The following is a 20412-nucleotide window of genomic DNA, read 5'->3' as shown; positions in this document are numbered from 1 at the left end:
AAAGGAGCGGTGCGGGCGGCGGTGCTAAGATGCCGCCCTGTAGTCAGGAGATGCATGAATGCGCGCGAGCAAACGCCAGCAGGTGGTCGACAAGGCAGGTGAGCTGTTTTCCCTGCATGGCTTTCATCCGGTCGGCATCGACCGGATCATCGCCGAAGCGGACGTTGCCCGCATGACGCTCTACCATCACTTCGCCGGCAAGGACGATCTGATCAAGGCCGTGCTGGAACAGCGCTACACCTTCATCATGGAGAGCATCGCCGCGAAGCTCGACCCCATGCCGCACGCTGCTGCGCGCCTGAAGGGGATTTTCGACTGGTACGGCACCTGGTTCAACAGCCCGGCGTTCGCGGGCTGCCTGTTCGAGCGTGCGCTGGCCGAGTTCGGCGCGACCTGCCCCAAGGTGACCGACGTGGCGGTGCGCTATCGGGACGACTTGCTGGCCCTCATGGAGCAACTGCTCGCCGAGATCGTTCCGCGTCGCCGGGCACGTCAGCTGGCAGGCGTGTACGTGATGTTACTGAGCGGGGCGACCGCGGATGCGCGTGCGATCGGGGATTCGCAGGCTGCCGCAAGGGCCTGGCAGGCGGCGGAGATGTTGCTGAACGAGTCCAGGGTCGCAGCGGAAAGCACGCGTAAAGCCCGTAGCCGTCGTGCTTGATCGTTGCTGAACCCGGTCTTTCGCCTCGGTGCAACGTCGGCCGTCGCGCACGCTCGCGTCGCCGCCAGCGAGCGGCAACGCGAGAATCGGCGGCCCTGGCCGACGCCGGCCCTGATCACCAAGCCGGCGTCGACAACGCATCAATACGAGAGGCCGTATCCGAACGGATACAACGGATGCGCGGTATCGTGCGGCACGTCTTCCCGCTGCGCCTCGACCTCCGCCATCGACGACGGCAGCTCGAACGGCAGCTTCCCTTGCGGTTGACCTTTGCCGGTCAGCACGTCGAACAGCACGGCATCGGTCACGCCGAAATTGGCGAGGATCGCGGTGGCCTTGTCCTGCACGTTGGTCAGGATCGCCGGGCGATCCATGTACACCGAGACGATCGACTTCGGTGCGAGCGCGGCCTGCTTGATGGCTTCGTAGTCCGCACTGCCGTCGACGAACGCGAGGCTGCCTTCATGCTGCATCGAGCCGAACATGTAGTTCGGGTGCAGCGTCTGATACGGCGTGCTCACGCGGAGAATCGCGACGTCCGCGGCTTGCGGCGTAGCGACGACCTGATAACCATATTGCCGTGCGACGGCGGGATCGATGCCGTACAGCCAGACTTTCTTGCCGGACGCCGCCATCGGCAGCAGCTTGCCGTTGTTCTGCAGCAGCACCATCGAGCGGCGCTGCGCATCGAGTGCCTGGGCCTGGAAGTCGGCATTTCCGACGATCTTGCCGGCCGCGTCCGCATCGACATACGGATGGTCGAACAGGCCCTGCTGGAATTTCTGCAGCAGGACGCGATAGGCCGACTCCGACAAGCGGTCTTCCGACAACTGCCCGCGGTTGACGGCGTCGATGAGGTCCCTCGGATCGTCGTCGCCGCCGAACTGGTCGATGCCGGCGTTGACCGCACGCGTGAAACGCTGCACGCGGGTCGCGCCCTCCATCCCCCAGGGCATGCCCAGCCCGACGAACGACGGGGACCCTGACGACACGCCGTTGATGCAGTTCGCGTCGCAGTCGTCGGCGATCAGCCAGTCGGACAGGATCACGCCCTTGAAGCCGTATTTCCCGCGCAGCAGGTCGGTCAGCAACGCCTTGTCGTAAGCGCCGCCGACGGGCTCCAGCGTGATGCCGTCGACCGTCACCGTCATGTCCGGTTCGGAATAGGTCGGCATGACCGAGCCGACGTTGGCGGCGAACGCGCCTTCGAACGGCTTCAGGTGATAGGCGAAATTGTTGCCCGGATAGGTCGCATAGCGGCCGTAGTAGTTGTGGCTGTCGAAGCCGAGTTTCTGCGCGCCGTATCCGGCCCAGTGCTTGACGACGGCGATGACGCTCTTGGCCTGGATGCCGTCGCTGCCGCCCTGGAAGCCTTCGATATAGGCCTGGACCTGCGCGCGGGCGAGATCGGCGTCCTCGCCGAACGTGCCGTTGATGCGGGCCCAGCGCGGCTCGGTCGCGAGATCGGCCTGCGGCGAAAGCGCCTCGGTGATGCCGACGGCACGATACTCCTGGCGCGCGATATCACCGAAGTTTCGCGTGAGTGCCGCGTCGCCGATCGCGGCGAAGCCGAGCGTTTCCGGCCACTGCGAGAAACCGCTGCTGCCTGCGCTTGCGCCGAGCGTGTACTGGAAATGATTGCGCGGGTCGGAGCTGATCGTCACCGGGATGCCGAGCCGGGACTGCTCGGCCAGCGTCTGGATCTGGTTGGCCTGGACGGCCATGGTGTGCGCATCGGCACTCATGCGCGTGATGTAGGTGTTGACGCCCCGCTGATTGATGAGCGTCTTGAGCGCGGCCAGGTCGTAAGCGGAGCCGGTGCCCGCACCGGTCGTGTCGTTCAGCACCGGCGCGGTGCCGTGCATCATCAGGCCGGCTTTCTCGGCCAGCGTGAGGCGGCCGACCAGATCGCGTGCCCGCACTTCTGCGCTCAGCCGCCAGTCTTCGTAGGGTTCGAGCTGGCCGCTCTTGTCCATGTCCTTGAACTTGAGGCCGTCCTTGGTGATCAGGTTCAGCGTCGTGTAGCCGAAGTCCTGCTGCGTGACCGGCGGGGAAGAGGAGTCGACGCCGCCGCAGGCAAACAGCCCCAGGGTGAGCGCGGTGCCCGACGCGGCCCATGCCGATCGGTGAATGGCTGATCTCGTGATGCGTTGCATGCTTGTCTCCTGAATCGGATTTTTTTGGCGCGGCCGTGATGCATGACGCATGGCCGCCGGCCACTTTACCGAGCTGTTTCAGGGGACGTTTTGCCGCCGGGTGCAGTTTTTGCCCCGCTGGGGCGCGATGTGTCAGGCGATGTGGGGCGTCGAGGTTTCAGGGCTGGCAGGCGCGCCACCCGACGACGCGCCCTTGCGCTCGTCCGCGATCCAGCCGCCGAACAGCTGGATCTTCTGCTGCTGTTCGGCACCGTCCGGATACACGAAGTAGTAGCCCATCCCCGTCGGCAACGAGATGTCGAACGGCATCACCAGCCGGTGCGCCGCCACGCTTTCGTCCGCGAGCGTCCGGTCGCCGATCGCGACGCCGTAGCCGTCGATCGCCGCGTGCGTCGCGAGATCCAGCGTTTCGAAGCTCAAGCCGCGCGTCGAGTCGACGTGCGGCGCGCCCGCATGGTCGAGCCACCGCTTCCAGTCCCGATGATCGCGGGTCGGATGCAGCAACGTGTGACCGGCCAGGTCGTCGAGACTCGCGAGCGGCTGCCGTGCCGGCAGGCTCGGGGCGCAGACCGGCGTGAGCCGTTCGTCGAACAACGGGATCGCATGCATGTCCGGGCCGGCGCCGGCCGCGTAGATCACCGCCGCGTCGAACGGCTCCATGCGGAAGTCGACCTGATGATCCCAGGTGGTCGTGATCTGCACCTGCAGTTCGGGATGCTCGGCCTGGAACCGCATGATGCGCGGCAGCATCCACTGCATCATGCAGGTCGGCACCTTCAGTGCAAGTTCGGTTCGCCTGCGCGACAGGCGCATCGACACCTCCTCGATGCGCGCGAAGCTTTCGCGCACGGTCGGCAACAGGAGTTCGCCTTCGGCCGTCAGCGTCAGCCCCTTGGGCGTGCGCTTGAACAGCGCGAACTGATAGAAGCTCTCGAGCGCGAGGATTTGCCGGCTCACGGCCCCCTGGGTCAGGCACAGGTGCTCGGCGGCGCGCGTGAAGCTGCCGTGACGGGCAACGATGTCGAAGACCTGCAGCGCGTTGAGGGAGGGAAGTCGTTTCATCGGGAGAGTCGGGGTGGAACGGGCGCGCGACGGCGCGCCACGGTATCGCTCAGTGCAGGATCTTCGCGAGGAAGTCCTTCGCGCGCTCCGATTTCGGATTCGAGAAGAAATCGTCCTTGCGGTCATCCTCGACGATCGCGCCCTGGTCCATGAAAATCACGCGATGGGCGACCTTCTTCGCGAAGCCCATCTCGTGCGTGACGACCATCATCGTCATCCCTTCCTGCGCGAGCTCGACCATCACGTCGAGCACTTCGTTGATCATCTCGGGGTCGAGCGCGGACGTCGGCTCGTCGAACAGCATCGCGACCGGATCCATCGACAGCGCGCGTGCAATCGCGACACGCTGCTGCTGGCCGCCCGACAGCTGGCCCGGGAACTTGTGCGCATGCGCCTTCAGGCCGACGCGCTCGAGCAGCTTCATGCCCTTCTCGTTCGCCTCGTCCTTGCCGCGGCCGAGCACCTTGACCTGCGCGAGCGTCAGGTTCTCGGTGATCGACAGGTGCGGGAACAGCTCGAAATGCTGGAACACCATCCCGACCTTCGAGCGCAGCTTCGACAGGTTCGTCTTCCTGTCGCCGACCGACTGGCCGTTCACGAGGATCCCGCCCTGCTGGAACGGCTCGAGGCCGTTCACGGTCTTGATCAGCGTGGATTTACCCGAGCCCGACGGGCCGCACACGACGACCACTTCGCCTTTCCTGACCTCGGTCGTGCAGTCGGTGAGAACCTGAAACGGGCCGTACCACTTCGAAACGTTGCTGATGGAAATCATGGAAGTTCCTGGATCGTAATGAAGCGCACGCGGCGCCGGTTCAGCGTGCCTTCGCGACGCGATAGCGACCTTCGAGCACGCGGGCATACCACGTCAGCGGGAAGCACATCGCGAAGTAGAGCAGCGCGACCATCGCGTAGATCGGAAACGGCTTGAATACCGCGTTGGTGATGATGTTGCCCGTCTTGGTCAGTTCGGTCAGCCCGATGATCGACGTCAGCGCGGTGCTCTTGACGGCCTGCACGAGGAAGCCGACGGTCGGCGGCAGCGCGATCTTCCACGCCTGCGGCCACACCACGTAGCGCAGTTGCTGGGTCCACGTCATGCCGAGGCTGGCCGCCGCGTGCCACTGGCCGCGCGGCACCGCGTCGACGCAGCCGCGCCAGATGTCGGTCAGGTACGCGCTGGCGTTCAGCGTCAGCACGACCGACGCGGCCACCCACGGCGTCACGTCGATGCCGACGAGCGGCAGCCCGAAGAAGCCGAGGAACAGCTGCATCAGCAACGGCGTGCCCTGGAACACTTCGACGTACAGGATCACGAAACGACGCAGTGCGGCCGACGCCGAGACGCGCATCGCCAGCAGCGCGAACCCGGCGACGCTGCCGCCGACGAACGTGATCAGCGACAGCAGCAGGGTCCAGCGCGCGGCGAGCAGCAGGTTCCACGCGATGTCCTGGAAGGTGAATTCGATCATCGTGCACGCTCCGTCGACAGGCGGGTTTCAGGGGAACGGGCCCGCCATGCGAGGCGGGCAAAACAGCCGCGCCGGGGCGCGGCCGTCGCGCCGCGCTGCATGCGGCCCGAAAACAGCCGCCGGCCGATACGATTGAGCAGCATGCGCAGCGCGATCGACAGCAACAGGTAGATCGCGGTCACGACGATGTAGATCTCGAACGCACGGAAATTGCGCGACTGGATGAAGTTCGCCGCATAGGTCAGGTCGGGCACCGAGATCTGCGAGACGACCGCGGAGCCGAGCATCACGATCAGCACCTGCCCGAGCAGCGCGGGGTACACGTTCGCGAGCGCCTGCGGCAGCACGACGTGACCGAACACCTGCCGGCCGTGCAGCCCGAGCGCGCGCGCCGCCTGCACCTGCCCGTGCGGCACCGATTCGATGCCGGCGCGCAGGATCTCGACCGCGTACGCGCCCAGGTTGACCGTCATCGCCAGCACGGCCGCCTGCGCTTCGTCGATGTGCACGCCGATCCCGGGCAGCCCGAAGAAGATGAAGAACAGCTGGACCAGGAACGGCGTATTGCGAATCAGCTCGACGTAGGCCGCGACGAGCGTGCGTGCCCAGCGCGGGCCGGCGAGCGCGACCCACGCGCCGGTGGTGCCGATCAGGCCGCCCAGCACGGTGGCGGCCGCGGTGAGGCCGAGCGTCACGCCGATCCCGCGCGCGAGCATGCCGGCGTAGAGGCCGAAGTCGCTGAAGTCGAACACGTAGGTCATCGCGATGCCTTTCGTCGTGAATGCGTGGCGGGGGCGGCGCGCATCACAGGTCGGCCGGCAGTGCCGCGTGCAGCCACTTCTGCGACAACGCATTCAACGTGCCGCTCTTGCGGGCGCCGGCGATCGCGTCGTTGACCTTCTGCATCAGGCGCGGCTCGTTCTTGTTCAGGCCGACGTGGTCGGGCGAGCTGAACAGCGAGAACTTCTGCTCCGGATCGATCGACGGATGGCGCGCGATGATCGTCGCGCCGACGTCGTTGCCGACCACGAGCAGTTGCGCCTGCCCCGACAGGAACGCCGCGATCGCGCCGTTCGGGTCGTCGAAGCGCTTGATCGTCGCGCTCGGCGGCGCGACCTTGCTCACGCTGAGATCCTCGAGCGTGCCGCGCGCGACCGCGACCGATTTGCCGGCGAGATCGGCGTTGCCCTTCACGGCCAGCGATTTCGGGCCGAACACCGCGAGGTAGTACGGGGCATACGCGTTCGAGAAGTCGATCACCTTCGCGCGTTCCGGCGTCTGCCCGACCGACGGCAGCATGTCGGTCTTGCGATCGGCGAGATACGCCATCCGGTTGTCGCCGGTGACCTGCACGAGTTCGACTTTCGCATTGAGTGCGCGGCCGATCAGGTTCGCCATGTCGATGTCGTAGCCTTGCGGCTTCATGTCCGGGCCAATCGAGCCGAACGGCGGGTAGTCCTCGAACACGCCGATACGCACGACGCCCGATTTCGCGATCGTGTCGAGCGCGTCGGCATGCGCGAGCGGCGCGAACGCGGCAAGGGCCGCGGTGCCGGCGCAGGCGCAGAGGAGGACGGTACGGGCGAGCAGGCGCTGCACGTGACGGGTGGCTTGGGACGTTGCGTTCATGGTGAGATCCTCGTGGCTGGGCTGGAGTGCGCGGGAGAAAGACAGGAAATCAGGCGCCGCGGGCGGCGATGAGCTTGCAGGCATGGGCGGGCAGTTCCGCGAGCACCGGCATGCCGACGTGGAGGTCGGGCGTCTCGCGCGGCGTCGTCGCGGCCGTCAGCGTGAAGCCGCGGCAGTCGATCGTCGCTTCGATCGACGCGCCGACGTCGCGCACGAACGTGATCGTGCCCGCCAGCGTATTCGGTGCCGCAGCCGGCTGGCCGGGGCGCACGCAGACGTCCTCGGGACGAATCAGCAGGCGCACGCCATCGGTCGCGCGCGGCGTGTCCGGTGCGCGCCGGATCGCGAGACGCTGCCCGCCGGGCAGCACGATGGCGTCGTCGCCGTCGCACGCGACCGGCAGGATGTTGCCGAGGCCGATGAAGTCCGCGACGAATTCGTTGACCGGATCGCGATAGATGTCGAGCGGCCGGCCGACCTGCTGGATCCGGCCTTTTTCCATCACGACGATCTCGTCGGCCATCGTCATCGCTTCGCGCTGGTCGTGCGTGACCATGATCGTCGTGATGCCGAGCCGTTGCTGGAGCAGCCGGATCTCGACCTGCATCGCCTCGCGCAGCTTCGCGTCGAGTGCCGACAACGGTTCGTCGAGCAGCAGCAGGCGCGGCGACGATGCGATCGCGCGTGCAATCGCGACGCGCTGGCGCTGCCCGCCCGACAGCTGCGTGACGAGCCGGTCGGCCATGTGCGGCAGCTGGATCAGCTCGAGCAGCTCGGCCACGCGCCGCGCCTGCGCGGCCTTGTCCGTCTTGCGCAGCCGCAGCGGATACGCGATGTTCTGCGCGACCGTCATGTGCGGAAACAGCGCGAGCGACTGGAACACCATGCCGAAGTCGCGCCGGTTGGCGGGTACGTGCGTGAGGTCGCGGCCGGCGAACGTCAGCGTGCCGGCGGTCGGCGTTTCGAGGCCGGCGATGATCCGCATCAGCGTGGTCTTGCCGCAGCCGGACGGGCCGAGAAAGCAGACGAGCTTGCCGTCCGGCACCGACAGGTCGACGTGATCGACCGCATACGCGTGATGGAAGCGCTTCGTCACGTTCTGGAGGATGAGCTGGGTCATGAGGGTTCCTTGCACGGGCGAGGGTGAGGCGGCGTGCGCGTCAGAGCGCGACACCCTTGTCGCCGACGAGTTTTTCGAGCATCCAGATCAGCGCGAAGTCGATCGCGACGGTGAACACGGCGAAGCAGAACACGGTCGGGTCGAGCGACGAGACGGTGCGGCTGTAGAGCCAGACCGGCAGCGTCATCGTGTCGATGCTGTACAGGAAGAACGTCACCGTGAATTCGTTGAACGACACGATGAACGCGAACAGCATGCCGGCGAGGATGCCGGGCCGCATCAGCGGCAGCACGACGTCGACGAGCGCGCGGCGCGGGCTCGCGCCCATCAGGCACGCGGCTTCCTCGAAATCGGGGCCGATCGACGCGACCGACGCCGCGCAGTTCTTCACCGTGAACGGCAGCGTCAGGATCACGTGCGCGACGACGAGCCGCACGATGCCGAGTTCGACCGGCAGCGCGTTGAACACGATCAGCAGCGCGAGGCCGAGCATCACCAGCGGATAGACGATCGGCAATGCGACGAGCTGCTCGACTAGCACCCGGCCGCGAAAGCGGTAGCGCGACAGCGCGTAAGCCGCGGGCACCGACACGGCGGTCGCGATCAGCATCGTCGCGACCGCGACGACGAGGCTCGTCGTCAGCGCGGCGCCCATCGATTGCGCGCTGCCCGCATCGGACGACACGAGCGTCTGCCACGCGGCGCGATACCAGTGCAGGCTGAATTCGCGCGGCGGGAATTCGAGCGTGCCCGATGCGCCGAACGACATCGTGATCATCGTCAGGATCGGCAGCGCCGCGAGCAGCAGCACGAGCGTCGCGAGCGCGCCGGTCACGCGTCCGAGGCGGCCGGGCATGGGCGCGCGCAGGCGCAGGGCATTCATCGGTTCACCTCGTCGGCACGTTGCAGGGTGCGCACGAGGCGCTGCGAAACCGCCATCACGACGAGCGTCGCACCCATCAGCACGACACCGGATGCCGATGCGGCGGGCCAGTTGAGCAGCGGTGCGACCTGGTCGTGCACGAGCACGGCGAGCATCGGCACGCGCCGGCCGCCGAGCAGCAGCGGCACCGCGAACGCGCTGGCGTTGTACGCGAACACGAGCAGCGCGCCGGAGACGAGGCCGGGCATCGCGAGCGGCAAGGTCACGTGCCGCAGCGTCTGCCAGCGGCTCGCGCCGAGCGTCGCGGCGGCTTCGTCGTAGGCGCGGGACACCGCGCGCAGCGCGCTCGACAGCGGCAACACGGCGAGCGGGAACGCGGTCTGGATCAGGCCGAGCAGCACGCCGTGCTCGCGGTACAGCAGCTGCAGCGGCCGCTCGATCACGCCGCCGGCCAGCAGCGCGCGGTTGAGCAACCCGGCCGGGCCGAGCATCACGAGCCAGCCATAGCCTTGCAGCAGCAGGTTCACGAGCAGCGGCAACAGCACGCCCGCGAGCAGCAACCGGCGCGCGAGCCGCGATTCGGTCCGCGCCATCGCGAGCGCCACCGGGATCGCCAGCAGCACCGCGCACACCATGCTCTGGAACGCGAGGCGCAGCGTGAGCCACAACGACGTCGTGAAGTACGGGTCGGCGAGGTCGAGATAGTTCTGCAGCGTGAAGGTCCGCCATTCGTCACCGGACACGCCGACGCTCATGCGCAATACCGTGACCGTCGCGGCGGCGAGCACCGCGAGGAACGCGAGGATCGGCGCGAGCAGCAGCCAGGGCGGCACGCCGGGCAGCGCGGGCGCATCGGCGCCCGCGCCGGCCGTGCCGGCGGCGGCCGGCGCGGCGTCTCGGGGAGAGGACAGGGAGGCCATGTCGTTACGCCGAGAAGAGGCCTGTGTAGCGCTTGATCCACGCCGGCTGCACGGCCGCGAGCGCCTTGTCGTCATGAAGCACGGCTTTCTCCGCGATCTGCTGCGGCGACGGCACGAACGCGCGGCTTTCCGCGGGAATCACGGCCTTGCCGTTCACGGGGCCGTTCAGCACGTCGGCCGCCATCCGGCCCTGCACGCCGGCGTCGAGCGAATGATTGATGAACGCGTGGATCAGGTCGAGGTCGCCCGGGTGCGCCTTCGGGATCACGGTGAACATCAGCTGCGTCGCGAAGCCTTCCTTCATCCCGTACGTCACGCCCATCTTGTAGTCGGGCTTGCGGATCTGGTCCGGGAAGAACGCGGGCGAATAGATGCCGCCGAGGTCGAGCGAGCCCGTGCGGAACAGGTCGGCGACCTGGTTCGGGTTTTCGCCGAGGGTCATCACGCGGTCCTTCAGTTGCGCGAGCTTCCGGAATCCCGGATCGATGTTCTGCTGCGAACCGCCGGCCAGCTTCGCCGCGATGATCGCGAGGTCGACCGCTTCCGCCCACTCGGGCGGCGGCAGGAACAGGCGGCCCGCATATTTCGGATCCCACAGCGCCTCGTAGCTCGACGGTGCGCTCTTCACGGTCGCCGTGTTGTAGATCAGCCCGTCCGACCACAGCAGGTAGCCGATGCCGAAGCCGTTCGCGCCGGTGCGGTACTGCGGCGCGACGTCCTTCAGGTTCGGCAGCCGGTTCAGGTCGGGCTTCGCGAGCAGGCCCGCTTCCGCGAGGCCGGCCGCGCCGACGCCGGCCAGCGTGATGACGTCGTAGGTCGGCCGCTCGCCCGCGGCCTTGACCTTCGCGACCATCCCCGACGTGCCGTCCGCGCGATCGGCGATCACGCGTGCGCCGGTCTGCTTGCTGAAGCTCTCCGCGATGTTGCGCAGCGCGGCCGCGCCGGTATCGTCGGACCACGTGAGCAGGCGCAGCGTCTTACCTGAGAAACTGCTCGTCTGTGCCTTCGCAGTACTGATGAATGGCATCGGAAGGGCGGATGCAGCGAGCGCCGTGCCGAGGGTTTTGATCACCTGCCTTCTGCCCGCCTTGAAGTGTTGCATGGCCGTCTCCTGATGAACGATGCCGTGTGGTTCGATGCCGGGCGCCGACTGCGGCGCGGGGTGTGGAGGAACTGTAGGGAGGTCAAATTTCCGCAACAAACGAAATATCCGCATGCGCGGCATGACATAAACGCATGGCCCGGCGACCTCAGCCGGCCGGCATCATGACCTGCTTGATCTCCTGGAATGCGGCGAGACCGAACGGGCCGAGTTCGCGTCCGATGCTGCTGCGCTTGTAGCCGCCCCATGAGGTTTGCGGATAGATCAGCTGGGGCGTGTTGATCCACACGACGCCCGCCTCGAGCGCGTCGGCCACCCGCCTGGCGCGTGCCGTGTCACGGGTGACGACGGTGGCGACGAGCCCGTATTCGGTGTCGTTGGCCGCCGCGACCGCATCGTCCTCGGTGTCGAATGCGCGGACACACAGCACCGGCCCGAAGATTTCTTCACACCATAGCGGGCTGTCGGCCGGCACGTCGGCGAACAGGGCTGGTCGGATGAAATAGCCGGGGCCGTCGAGCGTGTGGCCGCCCGTCACGAGCCGCGCGCCGTCGGCCAGGCCCTGCGCGATGTGGCGTTTCACGCGCTCGTATTGCGCGCGATTCGTCAGCGGGCCCATCTGCACGCCGGGGGCGAACGGCGGCCCGACGACGGTCGCGTCGATGCGCCGTGCGAGGCGGGCGATCAGTTCATCGGCGAGCGGCGCGGCGACGAGCACGCGCGAGGTCGCCGAACACATCTGCCCGGCGTTGAACAGGCCGCCGCCCGTGACGAGCTCGACCGCGTGATCGAGATCGGCGTCGTCGAACACGACGATCGACGACTTGCCGCCGAGTTCGAGGCCGACGCCCTTGATCGTGTCGGCAGCCGTCTTCATGACCTGCGCACCGACGGCGGTGCTGCCGGTGAACGACACCTTCGCGACGCGCGGATGCGCGCACAGTCGGGCGCCGACGTCGTGGCCCGTGCCCGTCACGACGTTCAGCACGCCGGGCGGCAGCCCCGCGTCGGCGGCGATCGCGGCGAGCTCGAGCTCGGGCAGCGGCGTGATCTCGGACGGCTTCAGCACGACGGTGCAGCCGGCCGCGAGCGCGGGCGCGAGCTTCCACGCGGTCGTCACCATCGGGAAATTCCACGGCACGATCAGCGCGGCGACGCCGGCCGGCTCGCGCCGGATCCACGCGCGATGGTCGGCATCGGGCAGCGCGATCTCGGTTTCGCCGTCGGTGTCGAGGCGCTCCGCGAGGCTCGCGTAGTAGTCGAAGGTGGCGATCACGTCCGCGACGTCGATTTCGGCTTCGGCGAACGGCTTGCCGTTATTGAGCGACTGCAGGGTGGCGAGCCGCGTGCGGCGTGCGTCGACGCCGCGCGCGATCGCGCGCAGCAGCGCCGCACGCGTGGCGCCCGTCGTGCGTTTCCAGCTGGGAAACGCGCGCGATGCGGCCTGCACGGCCTGCTCGACGTCCGCCTCGCCGCCTGCGCTGACGTCGGCGAGCACGGCTTCCGTCGACGGATCGACGACGGGCAACGTCGCGCCGTCGACGCTCGCCCGCCAGGACCCGTCGATGAAGTGGCGCGTGTGCAGCGGCGGATCGAACGCGAGAGCGGGTGTCGTGCTCATCGTTGCACCTGCGCGAACCAGGTGGCCTCGTCGATTTCGATCACGGTCGGGATCGCGCGCGCCGTGGCGTCGCGCAGCGCGGCGGCCAGTGCGCCGGGTGTCGCGGCCGTGTGCGCCGCGCAGCCGAAGCCGCGTGCGAGCGTCTGGAAATCGGGCGTATACGGATCGACGCCGACCGGCGTGATGTCGCGCGCTACCATGTATTTGCGGATCTCGCCGTAGCCGCGGTTGTTCCAGACGATCACGATCACCGGCAGCCGCGCCTCGACCGCGCTCGCGAGCTCCGGCAGCGTGAACTGCAGGCCGCCGTCGCCGATCAGGCACACGACCGGGCGCGCGGGCGCGGCGAGCTTGGCGCCGATCGCGGCGGGCAGCCCGTAGCCGAGCGTGCCGTAGCCGGTCGACGAGTTGAACCAGCTGCGCGGCGCCGGTGCATCGTGGGTGAAATTGCCGACGTAGACGGGGCTCGTCGAATCGCCGGCGATGATCGCGCCGGGCAGCGTGGCGACGATCGTGTCGATCAGCCGCGCCTGCGACTGCGCGGCGCCGTCGTGCATCGACGCGATCGCGGCGCGCACGGCGGCCACCCGCGGCGCGCCCCAGTCGGCGTCGGGTGTCGGGGCCGGCGTTTCGTGCAGGCGGGTCGACAGCGCGCCGAGCGCCAGCTGTGCATCGCCGGCGATGGCGATCTCGGCGCGGGCGTTGCGCATCAGCTGTTGCGCGTCGATGTCGATGCGGATCAGCCGGCCGTCGATCGCGAAGCCGCCGTCGAACGTGATGTCGTAATCGGTTTCGCCCAGCTCGGTGCCGACGGCGAGCACCACGTCGGCATCGCGGATCGCCGCACGGGTGGCCGGCAGCGACTGGGTCGAGCCGATCAGCAGCGGGTGGCCGGCCGGCAGCAGCCCCTTCGCGTTGATCGTCAGCGCGACCGGCGCGTGCAGGCGTTCGGCGAGTTCGCGCAATTCCGCTGCCGCGTGGATCGCGCCGCCGCCGGCGAGGATCAGCGGCCGGCGCGCGTGCGCGAGCAGGTCGGCGGCCGCCGCGAGCGCGTTCGCATCCGGCGCGGGCCGCGCCGGCAGCGCGGGCGGGGCGTCGGACAGCGCGGGCGCCGGCATCACGATCACGTCGAGCGGAATCTCGATATGCACGGGCCGCGGCCGCGCGCTGGCGAAGACCGCGAAGGCGCGCGCGAGCACCTGCGGCAGGTCGGCCGCGTCGAGTAGCGTGTGCGAGAACGCGGTGAGTCCCGCGAACACGTCGCGCTGGGACGGCAGCTCGTGCAGGCGGCCGTCGCCGCGGCCGAGTTCGCGTCGTGCGTTGACGCTCGAGATCACCAGCATCGGGATCGAATCCGCATAGGCCTGTGCCATCGCGGTCGCGATATTGGTCATCCCCGGCCCGGTGATGATGAAGCAGACGCCCGGCCGGCCCGTGACGCGCGCATAGCCGTCGGCCATGAAGCCGGCCCCCTGTTCGTGGCGCGGCGTCACGTGGCGGATCGACGACGCGGCGAGGCCGCGATAGAGCTCGACGGTATGCACGCCGGGAATGCCGAACACGCATTCGACGCCGTGGCGTTCGAGGAGGTCGACGAGCGCTTCGCCGCAGGTGCGGGGGCGGGCATGGCAGGGCGCCGCCGTGGCCTTGCGGGCCCCGGCGATCGAGGAAACGGTGGCGGGATGGTTCATGGATCGTGGTGTGCCGATTGGGAGGGTGAGTGGCCCGTACCGCAAACGAAGGGGGCATGGTGCGGATTGTCGGCGTCGATCCGGGGTGCCAACAATCGATTAGTTTTCATGCGCGGCATGAGGACCGTGCATGGCGGCGTCGAATCGCGGTGTGCGTAGTGGAGGGCGGGTTTTCCCGGCAGCGCGGGTTGCAACGCGCGTCATACGGACATCCCGGAGCTGCATGACGGCGTCGGCTAGTCTTGCGCGAAACGGGCGCGAAGTGAACCGGTGTCCGCCGCCCGGCGCGGGGTGTCGCCCGCCCGATGCGTCACGAGCGGCCGGCGCGTGGATTGCATGCAGGCGGACGAGCGTGCAAATGGCGCAACCGGCGCAACCGGCGTCTTGCGCAGCGATTCTTCCGACGAGGGCAGCCCCGGGCGCGCCGCACACGCGACGCCAGTCGGCACGCGAATCGTGTAGTCAACCTGAATATCCACGGGGCGTGGCGCGTAATATTTTGATGTCGCCCCTTCTGGAAGCGGGTTTTATGCGCTGCGCCCTATGCGGTTCCGAGGATTCTCCCGGTGCGAGGTTCTGCCGCGAATGCCGGGCCGTGCTGTCCCACGCACGCTATGCATGAACGCCTACCCGATACCGCGTGGTCTGTCGATAGACGGCGTCCGGATAGAGAATCACGGCGCCGCTGAGGCCGGCCATGTTGACCTGATCCGGAAAGCCGCCCGCCTCCAGGCACAGCGCCGCGTGTGGCGTGCAACGTGTGCCGCCGCTCACGCGCAGGCCATCGAGATAGTTGCCTGTATAGAGTTGCAGGCCCCGCTGATCGGTCGACACGATCAGCTCACGCCCGCTTTCCGGATCGTAGACGCGTGCGACGGGCCGGGCCTCGCGCGCGCCGTCGCCCAGGACGAAGCAATGATCGAAGCCGCGCGCGCGGGCCAGTTGCGCGTTCGGCCAGTCGAGGCGCGCGCCGATCGGCGCGCTGTGCCGGAAATCGAACGCGGTGCCCGTCACGTCGGCCGTGCCGGTCGGGATCAGCGCCTCGTCCACTTCGAGGAACGCGTCGGCATCGATCTGCAGCAGATGGCCGCGCACGTCGCTGCCCGGGCGCCCGTTCAGGTTGAAGTAGCTGTGATTCGTCAGGTTCAACGGCGTCGGCGCATCGGTCCACCCCGCGTAGTCGATCGTCAGCGTGCCGTCGTCGTCGAGCGTATAGCGAACCTGCACGGTCACGTTGCCCGGAAAACCCGCGTCGCCTTCCGGCGAATCGAGTCGAAGCGTCAGCCCGCCGCAGTCGTCTATCACGTCCCAGCGCGCGCGATGAAAGCCGTTCGCCCCGCCATGCAGCAGGTTGCCGTTCTCGTTGCGGTCGAGCGGGTAGCCGATGCCGTCGAGTTCGAAGCGCGCACCGGCGATCCGGTTCGCCCAGCGGCCGATCGTCGCGCCGAGGTAGGCACCGGATTCGAGGTACTCGGCCGGCGTGTCGTGCGCGAGCACGATATCGGCGAAGCGCCCCGTGCGGTCGGGGGCGAGCCACGACACGACGGTCGCGCCGAGGTCGCTGACGACGACGCGCATGCCGTGCGCGTTGCGCAGCGTGTAGCGCCGAACGGGCTCGCCGTCGGGCAGCGTGCCCCACGGCTCGGAAGGCACGCGCGCCGCGCCGTGCGTCAGGGAGGAGGAATCGGTATCGATGTGCATGGGAAGAGGTCAGATGGTCGGCGGCCGTCAGCAGGAGGCTGAGGCGGCCGCGCGTTCCTGGTATTCGCGCGGCGTGCAGCCCAGCTCGCGCCTGAACACTGCGTACATGTACTGGAGCGACGTGAACCCGCAGCGGATCGCGACCTCGGCGCTCGACGCCTGCCGGCCGGCGAGCAGCGCCTGCGCGGCTTCGAGCTTGTGGCGCAGGATTTCCTGGTGCACGGTGCGCTGCAGTTCGCGCCGGAAGTGCTCCTCGAGCAGCGAACGCGATACGCCGACATAGTCGGCGACCTGTTCGGTCTTGATCCCCTGGCACGCGTACTGGCGAATGAAATGCCGCGCGCGCATCACGTGCGGGCTCGCGAGCGGCTGGTGGCGCGTCGATTCGAGCACGTTGATGCCGACCGGCGGCACGAGAATGCGCTGCCCGGGAAAGCGCGCGCCGCGCAACATCCGGTGCAGCAGGTGCGCGGCGGTACGGCCCATTTCCTCGGTGCCCTGGATCACCGACGACAGCGGAATGCGCGTCAGCGTGCGCGTGAGTGGATCGTTGTCGATGCCGATGATCGCCACCTGTTCCGGCACCGCGATGCCGGCGATCAGGCAGGCCTGCAGCAGGTGCCGCGCACGCGCATCGGTCACGGCGATCACGCCGACGGGCTTCGGCAGCGCATGCAGCCAGCCGATCAGCTGCTCGATCGCGTGGTTCCACCCCGACGCGCTCGTCGACAGCCCGCGGTAGATCGGCGCATCGAGCCCGTCCGCGCGTGCGAGCCGGTCGAATGCGAGTTCGCGCTGCTGCGCCCAGCGGTTTTCCTGCGCGATCGGCAGGCTGTACATCGCGAAATGCGCGAGTCCCGCACCGATCAGGTGCGTGTACGCGAGCGACACGAGCTTCGGGTTGTCCGTCGCGATATAGGGGACATCGTCCGGATACTGGGCCGGATCCTCGTACGACGAGCCGACCGCGACGACCGGCAGCGGCGAGCCGGCGAGCGCGCTGGCGACGGCGGGATCGTCGAAGTCCGCGATGATGCCGTCGCCGTCGAAGCGCTCGATGCCGGTGAGCCGGCAGCGGAAGTCGTCTTCGAGGAACAGGTCCCACACGACGCGCGTCGTGTGCAGGTACTGGCCGATGCCGCTGATGATCTCGCGGTCGTAGACCTTGTTCGCGTTGAACAGCAGCGCGATTCGATGCGGTGTCTGGGCGGAAGGGACGCGTGTCATCTCGCTCTCGGGGCACGCGCGTCGAGGGGCGCGGTGCCGTTGTCTCCGGGGCGCGCCCGGGTCGGCGGCGCGCGGTGGTCTGGTGTTTGGCGATTGTAGGGCGGAACGTGTGCCGCGCGCAGCGGCTGGCAAGAAACATTAAGCGTGCTGCGCAATTTCGCAATTGCCGCCCGGCAGGGGCGCGGGCACGATCCAGCCTACCGAATTCGGCCGCGTGCGCCACCCCGACGCACGTTGCGCTGCAACAAGACCCAGCACGGAGACGCCATGTCGTATTTCGAACACATTCCCGCGATTCGCTACGAAGGCCCGCAGTCGGACAATCCGCTCGCGTACCACCATTACGACCCCGAGCGGCGCGTGCTGGGCAAGACGCTCGCCGAGCATCTGCGGATCGCGGTGTGCTACTGGCACACTTTCGTGTGGCCGGGGCACGACATCTTCGGGCAGGCCGCATTCCAGCGGCCGTGGCAGCAGCCGGGCGACGCGCTCGAACGGGCGCGGATGAAGGCCGATGCCGCATTCGAATTCTTCACCAAGCTCGGCACGCCTTTCTATACGTTCCATGACACCGACGTCGCCCCGGAAGGCGACAGCCTGCGGGAATATGCGGCGAATTTCGCGCGGATGGTCGACTATCTCGGCGAGCGTCAGCAGGCGAGCGGCGTGCGGCTCCTGTGGGGCACCGCGAACCTGTTCTCGCACCCGCGCTTCGCGGCCGGCGCCGCGACGAACCCGAACCCCGACGTGTTCGCGTGGGCCGCGACCCAGGTGTGCCATGCACTCGATGCGACGCACCGGCTCGGCGGCGAGAACTATGTGCTGTGGGGCGGGCGAGAAGGGTACGAGACGCTGCTCAATACGGACCTGAAGCGTGAACGCGACCAGTTTGCCCGCTTCCTGTCGATGGTCGTCGAGCACAAGCACCGGATCGGCTTCAAGGGCGCGCTGCTGATCGAGCCGAAGCCGCAGGAGCCGACCAAGCACCAGTACGACTACGACGTCGCGACGGTGCACGGCTTTCTCGTGCAGTACGGATTGCAGAACGAGATTCGCGTGAACATCGAGGCGAACCACGCGACGCTCGCCGGCCACTCGTTCCATCACGAGATCGCGAATGCGTTCGCGCTCGGCGTGTTCGGCAGCGTCGACGCGAACCGCGGCGATCCGCAGAACGGCTGGGACACCGACCAGTTCCCGAACAGCGTCGAGGAGCTGACGCTCGCGTTCTACGAAATCCTGCGCCACGGGGGCTTCACGACCGGCGGGATGAACTTCGATGCGAAGGTGCGCCGCCAGAGCATCGATCCGGAAGACCTGTTCTACGGCCACGTCGGCGCGATCGACGTGCTCGCGCTCGCGCTCGAACGCGCGGCGGTGCTGGTCGAGAACGACCGGCTCGACGCGCTGCGCCGGCAACGCTATGCGCAGTGGGACGACGCGTTCGGCCGCAAGATCCTGTCGGGCGACTATACGCTGGAGTCGCTCGCGGCCGATGCGCTCGCGCGCGGGGTGAACCCGCAGCACGCGAGCGGCGCGCAGGAACGCTGCGAGAACATCGTGAACCAGGCGATCTACGGGCTGCGCTGACGCCATGTACATCGGACTCGATCTCGGCACGTCGGGCTTAAAGGCGGTGCTGCTCGACCGCGACGGTGCGGTGCGCGCGAGCGCGAGCCGCCCGCTCGCGGTGAGCCGGCCGCAGCCGCGTTGGTCCGAGCAGGCCCCGCGCGACTGGTGGGATGCCGCCTGCGGCGCGCTGGCCGCACTCGTGTCGGATGCGCGCACGGCGGGTATCGATCCGCGCGACATCGACGCACTCGGACTGACCGGCCAGATGCACGGCGCGACGCTGCTCGATATGCACGGTGAGGTGCTGCGCCCCGCGATCCTGTGGAACGACGGCCGCGCGGATGCGGAGTGCGCGGAACTCGAACGACTCGCGCCCACGCTGCGCGCCGTGGCCGGCAACATCGCGATGCCGGGTTTCACCGCGCCGAAGCTGCTGTGGGTACGTCGTCACGAACCCGACGTATTCGCGCGCATCGCCCACGTGCTGCTGCCGAAGGACTACCTGCGCTACCGGCTGACCGGCGCATTCGCGACCGATCCGTCGGATGCCGCCGGCACGCTGTGGCTCGACGTCGCGAAGCGCGACTACGACGACACGCTGCTGGCCGCCTGTGGGCTGTCGCGCGCGCAGATGCCGGCCGTGTACGAAGGCAATCGCGTCACCGGCACCCTGCTGCCGGCCGTCGCGCGCGCGCTCGGGCTGCGCGAGATCCCGGTGGTGGCGGGCGGCGGCGACAACGCGGCCGGCGCGGTGGGCGTCGGCATCGTGCGGCCCGGCGATGCGCTGCTGTCGCTCGGCACGTCGGGCGTCTATTTCGCGGTGTCGGACGGGTTCCGCGCGAATCCCGAATCGGCCGTGCACAGCTTCTGTCACGCGCTGCCGCAGACGTGGCACCTGATGTCCGTGATGCTGAACGCGGCCGGCTGTCTCGACTTCACCGCGCAACTGGCCGGTTACGACGGCGTCGCGGCGCTGCTCGACGATGCCGAGACGCATGCGCGCACGAGCCGCCCGTGGTTCCTGCCTTACCTGAGCGGCGAGCGTACGCCGCACAACGACGTGAATGCGAAGGGCGTCTTCTACGGGCTCACGCCCGACACGCAGCGTGCGGATCTCGCGAACGCGACGCTCGAAGGCGTCGGCTTCGCGCTGCTCGACGGCATCGACGCGCTGCATGCGGCCGGGCTCGCGCCCGACAGCATCACGGTGATCGGCGGCGGCTCGCGCAGCGCGTACTGGACGCAGATGCTCGCCGATCTGAGCGGTCGTGCGCTGACCTTGCGCGCGGGCGGCGAAGTGGGGCCGGCGCTCGGCGCCGCGCGCCTCGCGCATCTCGCGCTCGAACCGGATGCGCCGCTCGACGACGTGTGCCCGCAGCCGCCGATCATCGCGGTACGCGAGCCGGACATGGCGCGCCACGCGTGGTATCGCGACGCGCGGCGGCCGACGTTTCGCGCGCTTTACCGTGCGCTCGCACCGGTGTTTGCCACGGGCGTTTGACGTGCGGATCGCTGACGCGTTGCGCGTCGCACGATGCCGTGCTTTGCAGTGACTCGATGCGGGCGGCGCATTTCGGCGTTCGCCCGGCGTTCGT

Annotated in this window: 17 protein-coding genes; 3 read left to right on the top strand and 14 right to left on the bottom strand. The window is 68.4% G+C overall.

The features are described 5' to 3' along the window. Window positions 1–58 precede the first annotated feature (58 nt). The gene (locus QZM35_RS26865) at window positions 59–661 is read left to right on the top strand and encodes a TetR/AcrR family transcriptional regulator (RefSeq protein ID WP_301777150.1); all 603 of its coding nucleotides are present in this window, start codon (window positions 59–61) and stop codon (window positions 659–661) included. Between the two features lie 140 nt (window positions 662–801). On the opposite strand, the gene QZM35_RS26860 is transcribed toward QZM35_RS26865, so the two are convergent. The 14 genes from QZM35_RS26860 to QZM35_RS26795 form a co-directional block, all read right to left on the bottom strand. After that, entirely contained in the window at window positions 802–2817 is a 2016-nt protein-coding gene (locus tag QZM35_RS26860) for a glycoside hydrolase family 3 N-terminal domain-containing protein (protein WP_301777149.1), read from the bottom strand. Between the two features lie 132 nt (window positions 2818–2949). After that, a complete protein-coding gene (locus QZM35_RS26855; protein ID WP_301777148.1) occupies window positions 2950–3879 on the bottom strand; it encodes a LysR substrate-binding domain-containing protein in 930 nt (309 codons plus the stop codon). Between the two features lie 49 nt (window positions 3880–3928). Then, window positions 3929–4654 carry an amino acid ABC transporter ATP-binding protein gene (locus tag QZM35_RS26850; protein WP_301777147.1) on the bottom strand — a complete coding sequence of 242 codons (726 nt, stop codon included), beginning with the start codon at window positions 4652–4654 and terminating at the stop codon, window positions 3929–3931. A gap of 40 nt (window positions 4655–4694) precedes the next feature. Then, the gene (locus QZM35_RS26845) at window positions 4695–5351 is read right to left on the bottom strand and encodes an amino acid ABC transporter permease (protein ID WP_089434129.1); all 657 of its coding nucleotides are present in this window, start codon (window positions 5349–5351) and stop codon (window positions 4695–4697) included. Further along, window positions 5348–6112 carry an amino acid ABC transporter permease gene (locus tag QZM35_RS26840; RefSeq protein WP_089434130.1) on the bottom strand — a complete coding sequence of 255 codons (765 nt, stop codon included), beginning with the start codon at window positions 6110–6112 and terminating at the stop codon, window positions 5348–5350. Before QZM35_RS26840 ends, QZM35_RS26845 begins: the two co-directional genes overlap by 4 nt. A gap of 43 nt (window positions 6113–6155) precedes the next feature. Further along, entirely contained in the window at window positions 6156–6980 is an 825-nt protein-coding gene (locus QZM35_RS26835) for a transporter substrate-binding domain-containing protein (protein WP_301777146.1), read from the bottom strand. A gap of 49 nt (window positions 6981–7029) precedes the next feature. Beyond that, window positions 7030–8100, bottom strand: coding sequence for an ABC transporter ATP-binding protein (locus QZM35_RS26830; RefSeq protein WP_089434131.1), 1071 nt, complete (start codon window positions 8098–8100; stop codon window positions 7030–7032). A 40-nt stretch (window positions 8101–8140) separates the two neighbouring features. Further along, the gene (locus QZM35_RS26825; RefSeq protein WP_301777145.1) at window positions 8141–8983 is read right to left on the bottom strand and encodes an ABC transporter permease; all 843 of its coding nucleotides are present in this window, start codon (window positions 8981–8983) and stop codon (window positions 8141–8143) included. Then, on the bottom strand, window positions 8980–9903 hold the full coding sequence (locus QZM35_RS26820; protein ID WP_174971297.1) for an ABC transporter permease: 924 nt from the start codon (window positions 9901–9903) through the stop codon (window positions 8980–8982). Before QZM35_RS26820 ends, QZM35_RS26825 begins: the two co-directional genes overlap by 4 nt. Window positions 9904–9907: 4 nt before the next feature. Then, the gene (locus QZM35_RS26815) at window positions 9908–11005 is read right to left on the bottom strand and encodes a PotD/PotF family extracellular solute-binding protein (RefSeq protein ID WP_089429332.1); all 1098 of its coding nucleotides are present in this window, start codon (window positions 11003–11005) and stop codon (window positions 9908–9910) included. 148 nt (window positions 11006–11153) lie between these two features. After that, entirely contained in the window at window positions 11154–12626 is a 1473-nt protein-coding gene (locus QZM35_RS26810) for an aldehyde dehydrogenase family protein (protein ID WP_301777144.1), read from the bottom strand. Next, on the bottom strand, window positions 12623–14317 hold the full coding sequence (locus QZM35_RS26805; protein ID WP_301777143.1) for a 5-guanidino-2-oxopentanoate decarboxylase: 1695 nt from the start codon (window positions 14315–14317) through the stop codon (window positions 12623–12625). Before QZM35_RS26805 ends, QZM35_RS26810 begins: the two co-directional genes overlap by 4 nt. 612 nt (window positions 14318–14929) lie before the next feature. Beyond that, a complete protein-coding gene (locus QZM35_RS26800; RefSeq protein WP_301777142.1) occupies window positions 14930–16018 on the bottom strand; it encodes an aldose epimerase family protein in 1089 nt (362 codons plus the stop codon). Between the two features lie 27 nt (window positions 16019–16045). Further along, window positions 16046–17245, bottom strand: coding sequence for a DNA-binding transcriptional regulator (locus tag QZM35_RS26795; protein ID WP_089429335.1), 1200 nt, complete (start codon window positions 17243–17245; stop codon window positions 16046–16048). Between the two features lie 267 nt (window positions 17246–17512). Between QZM35_RS26795 and xylA the strand changes: the two genes are divergently transcribed. After that, the gene (gene xylA / locus QZM35_RS26790) at window positions 17513–18835 is read left to right on the top strand and encodes a xylose isomerase (RefSeq protein WP_206148916.1); all 1323 of its coding nucleotides are present in this window, start codon (window positions 17513–17515) and stop codon (window positions 18833–18835) included. 4 nt (window positions 18836–18839) lie between these two features. After that, the gene (gene xylB / locus QZM35_RS26785) at window positions 18840–20318 is read left to right on the top strand and encodes a xylulokinase (RefSeq protein WP_301777141.1); all 1479 of its coding nucleotides are present in this window, start codon (window positions 18840–18842) and stop codon (window positions 20316–20318) included. The last annotated feature ends 94 nt before the right edge of the window (window positions 20319–20412 follow it).

Origin of the sequence: Burkholderia sp. AU45274, assembly GCF_030482505.1 — a bacterium.
In the GTDB taxonomy this organism is placed as follows: Bacteria; Pseudomonadota; Gammaproteobacteria; order Burkholderiales; family Burkholderiaceae; genus Burkholderia.
This window is presented reverse-complemented; position numbering and strand designations above follow the sequence as displayed.

Excerpts from the sequence above, each read along its gene's own strand:
- QZM35_RS26865 (WP_301777150.1), top strand. The coding sequence starts at position 59 with ATGCGCGCGAGCAAACGCCAGCAGGTGGTCGACAAGGCAGGTGAGCTG.
- QZM35_RS26860 (WP_301777149.1), bottom strand. The coding sequence starts at position 2,817 with ATGCAACGCATCACGAGATCAGCCATTCACCGATCGGCATGGGCCGCG.
- QZM35_RS26855 (WP_301777148.1), bottom strand. The coding sequence starts at position 3,879 with ATGAAACGACTTCCCTCCCTCAACGCGCTGCAGGTCTTCGACATCGTT.
- QZM35_RS26850 (WP_301777147.1), bottom strand. The coding sequence starts at position 4,654 with ATGATTTCCATCAGCAACGTTTCGAAGTGGTACGGCCCGTTTCAGGTT.
- QZM35_RS26845 (WP_089434129.1), bottom strand. The coding sequence starts at position 5,351 with ATGATCGAATTCACCTTCCAGGACATCGCGTGGAACCTGCTGCTCGCC.
- QZM35_RS26840 (WP_089434130.1), bottom strand. The coding sequence starts at position 6,112 with ATGACCTACGTGTTCGACTTCAGCGACTTCGGCCTCTACGCCGGCATG.
- QZM35_RS26835 (WP_301777146.1), bottom strand. The coding sequence starts at position 6,980 with ATGAACGCAACGTCCCAAGCCACCCGTCACGTGCAGCGCCTGCTCGCC.
- QZM35_RS26830 (WP_089434131.1), bottom strand. The coding sequence starts at position 8,100 with ATGACCCAGCTCATCCTCCAGAACGTGACGAAGCGCTTCCATCACGCG.
- QZM35_RS26825 (WP_301777145.1), bottom strand. The coding sequence starts at position 8,983 with ATGAATGCCCTGCGCCTGCGCGCGCCCATGCCCGGCCGCCTCGGACGC.
- QZM35_RS26820 (WP_174971297.1), bottom strand. The coding sequence starts at position 9,903 with ATGGCCTCCCTGTCCTCTCCCCGAGACGCCGCGCCGGCCGCCGCCGGC.
- QZM35_RS26815 (WP_089429332.1), bottom strand. The coding sequence starts at position 11,005 with ATGCAACACTTCAAGGCGGGCAGAAGGCAGGTGATCAAAACCCTCGGC.
- QZM35_RS26810 (WP_301777144.1), bottom strand. The coding sequence starts at position 12,626 with ATGAGCACGACACCCGCTCTCGCGTTCGATCCGCCGCTGCACACGCGC.
- QZM35_RS26805 (WP_301777143.1), bottom strand. The coding sequence starts at position 14,317 with ATGAACCATCCCGCCACCGTTTCCTCGATCGCCGGGGCCCGCAAGGCC.
- QZM35_RS26800 (WP_301777142.1), bottom strand. The coding sequence starts at position 16,018 with ATGCACATCGATACCGATTCCTCCTCCCTGACGCACGGCGCGGCGCGC.
- QZM35_RS26795 (WP_089429335.1), bottom strand. The coding sequence starts at position 17,245 with ATGACACGCGTCCCTTCCGCCCAGACACCGCATCGAATCGCGCTGCTG.
- xylA (WP_206148916.1), top strand. The coding sequence starts at position 17,513 with ATGTCGTATTTCGAACACATTCCCGCGATTCGCTACGAAGGCCCGCAG.
- xylB (WP_301777141.1), top strand. The coding sequence starts at position 18,840 with ATGTACATCGGACTCGATCTCGGCACGTCGGGCTTAAAGGCGGTGCTG.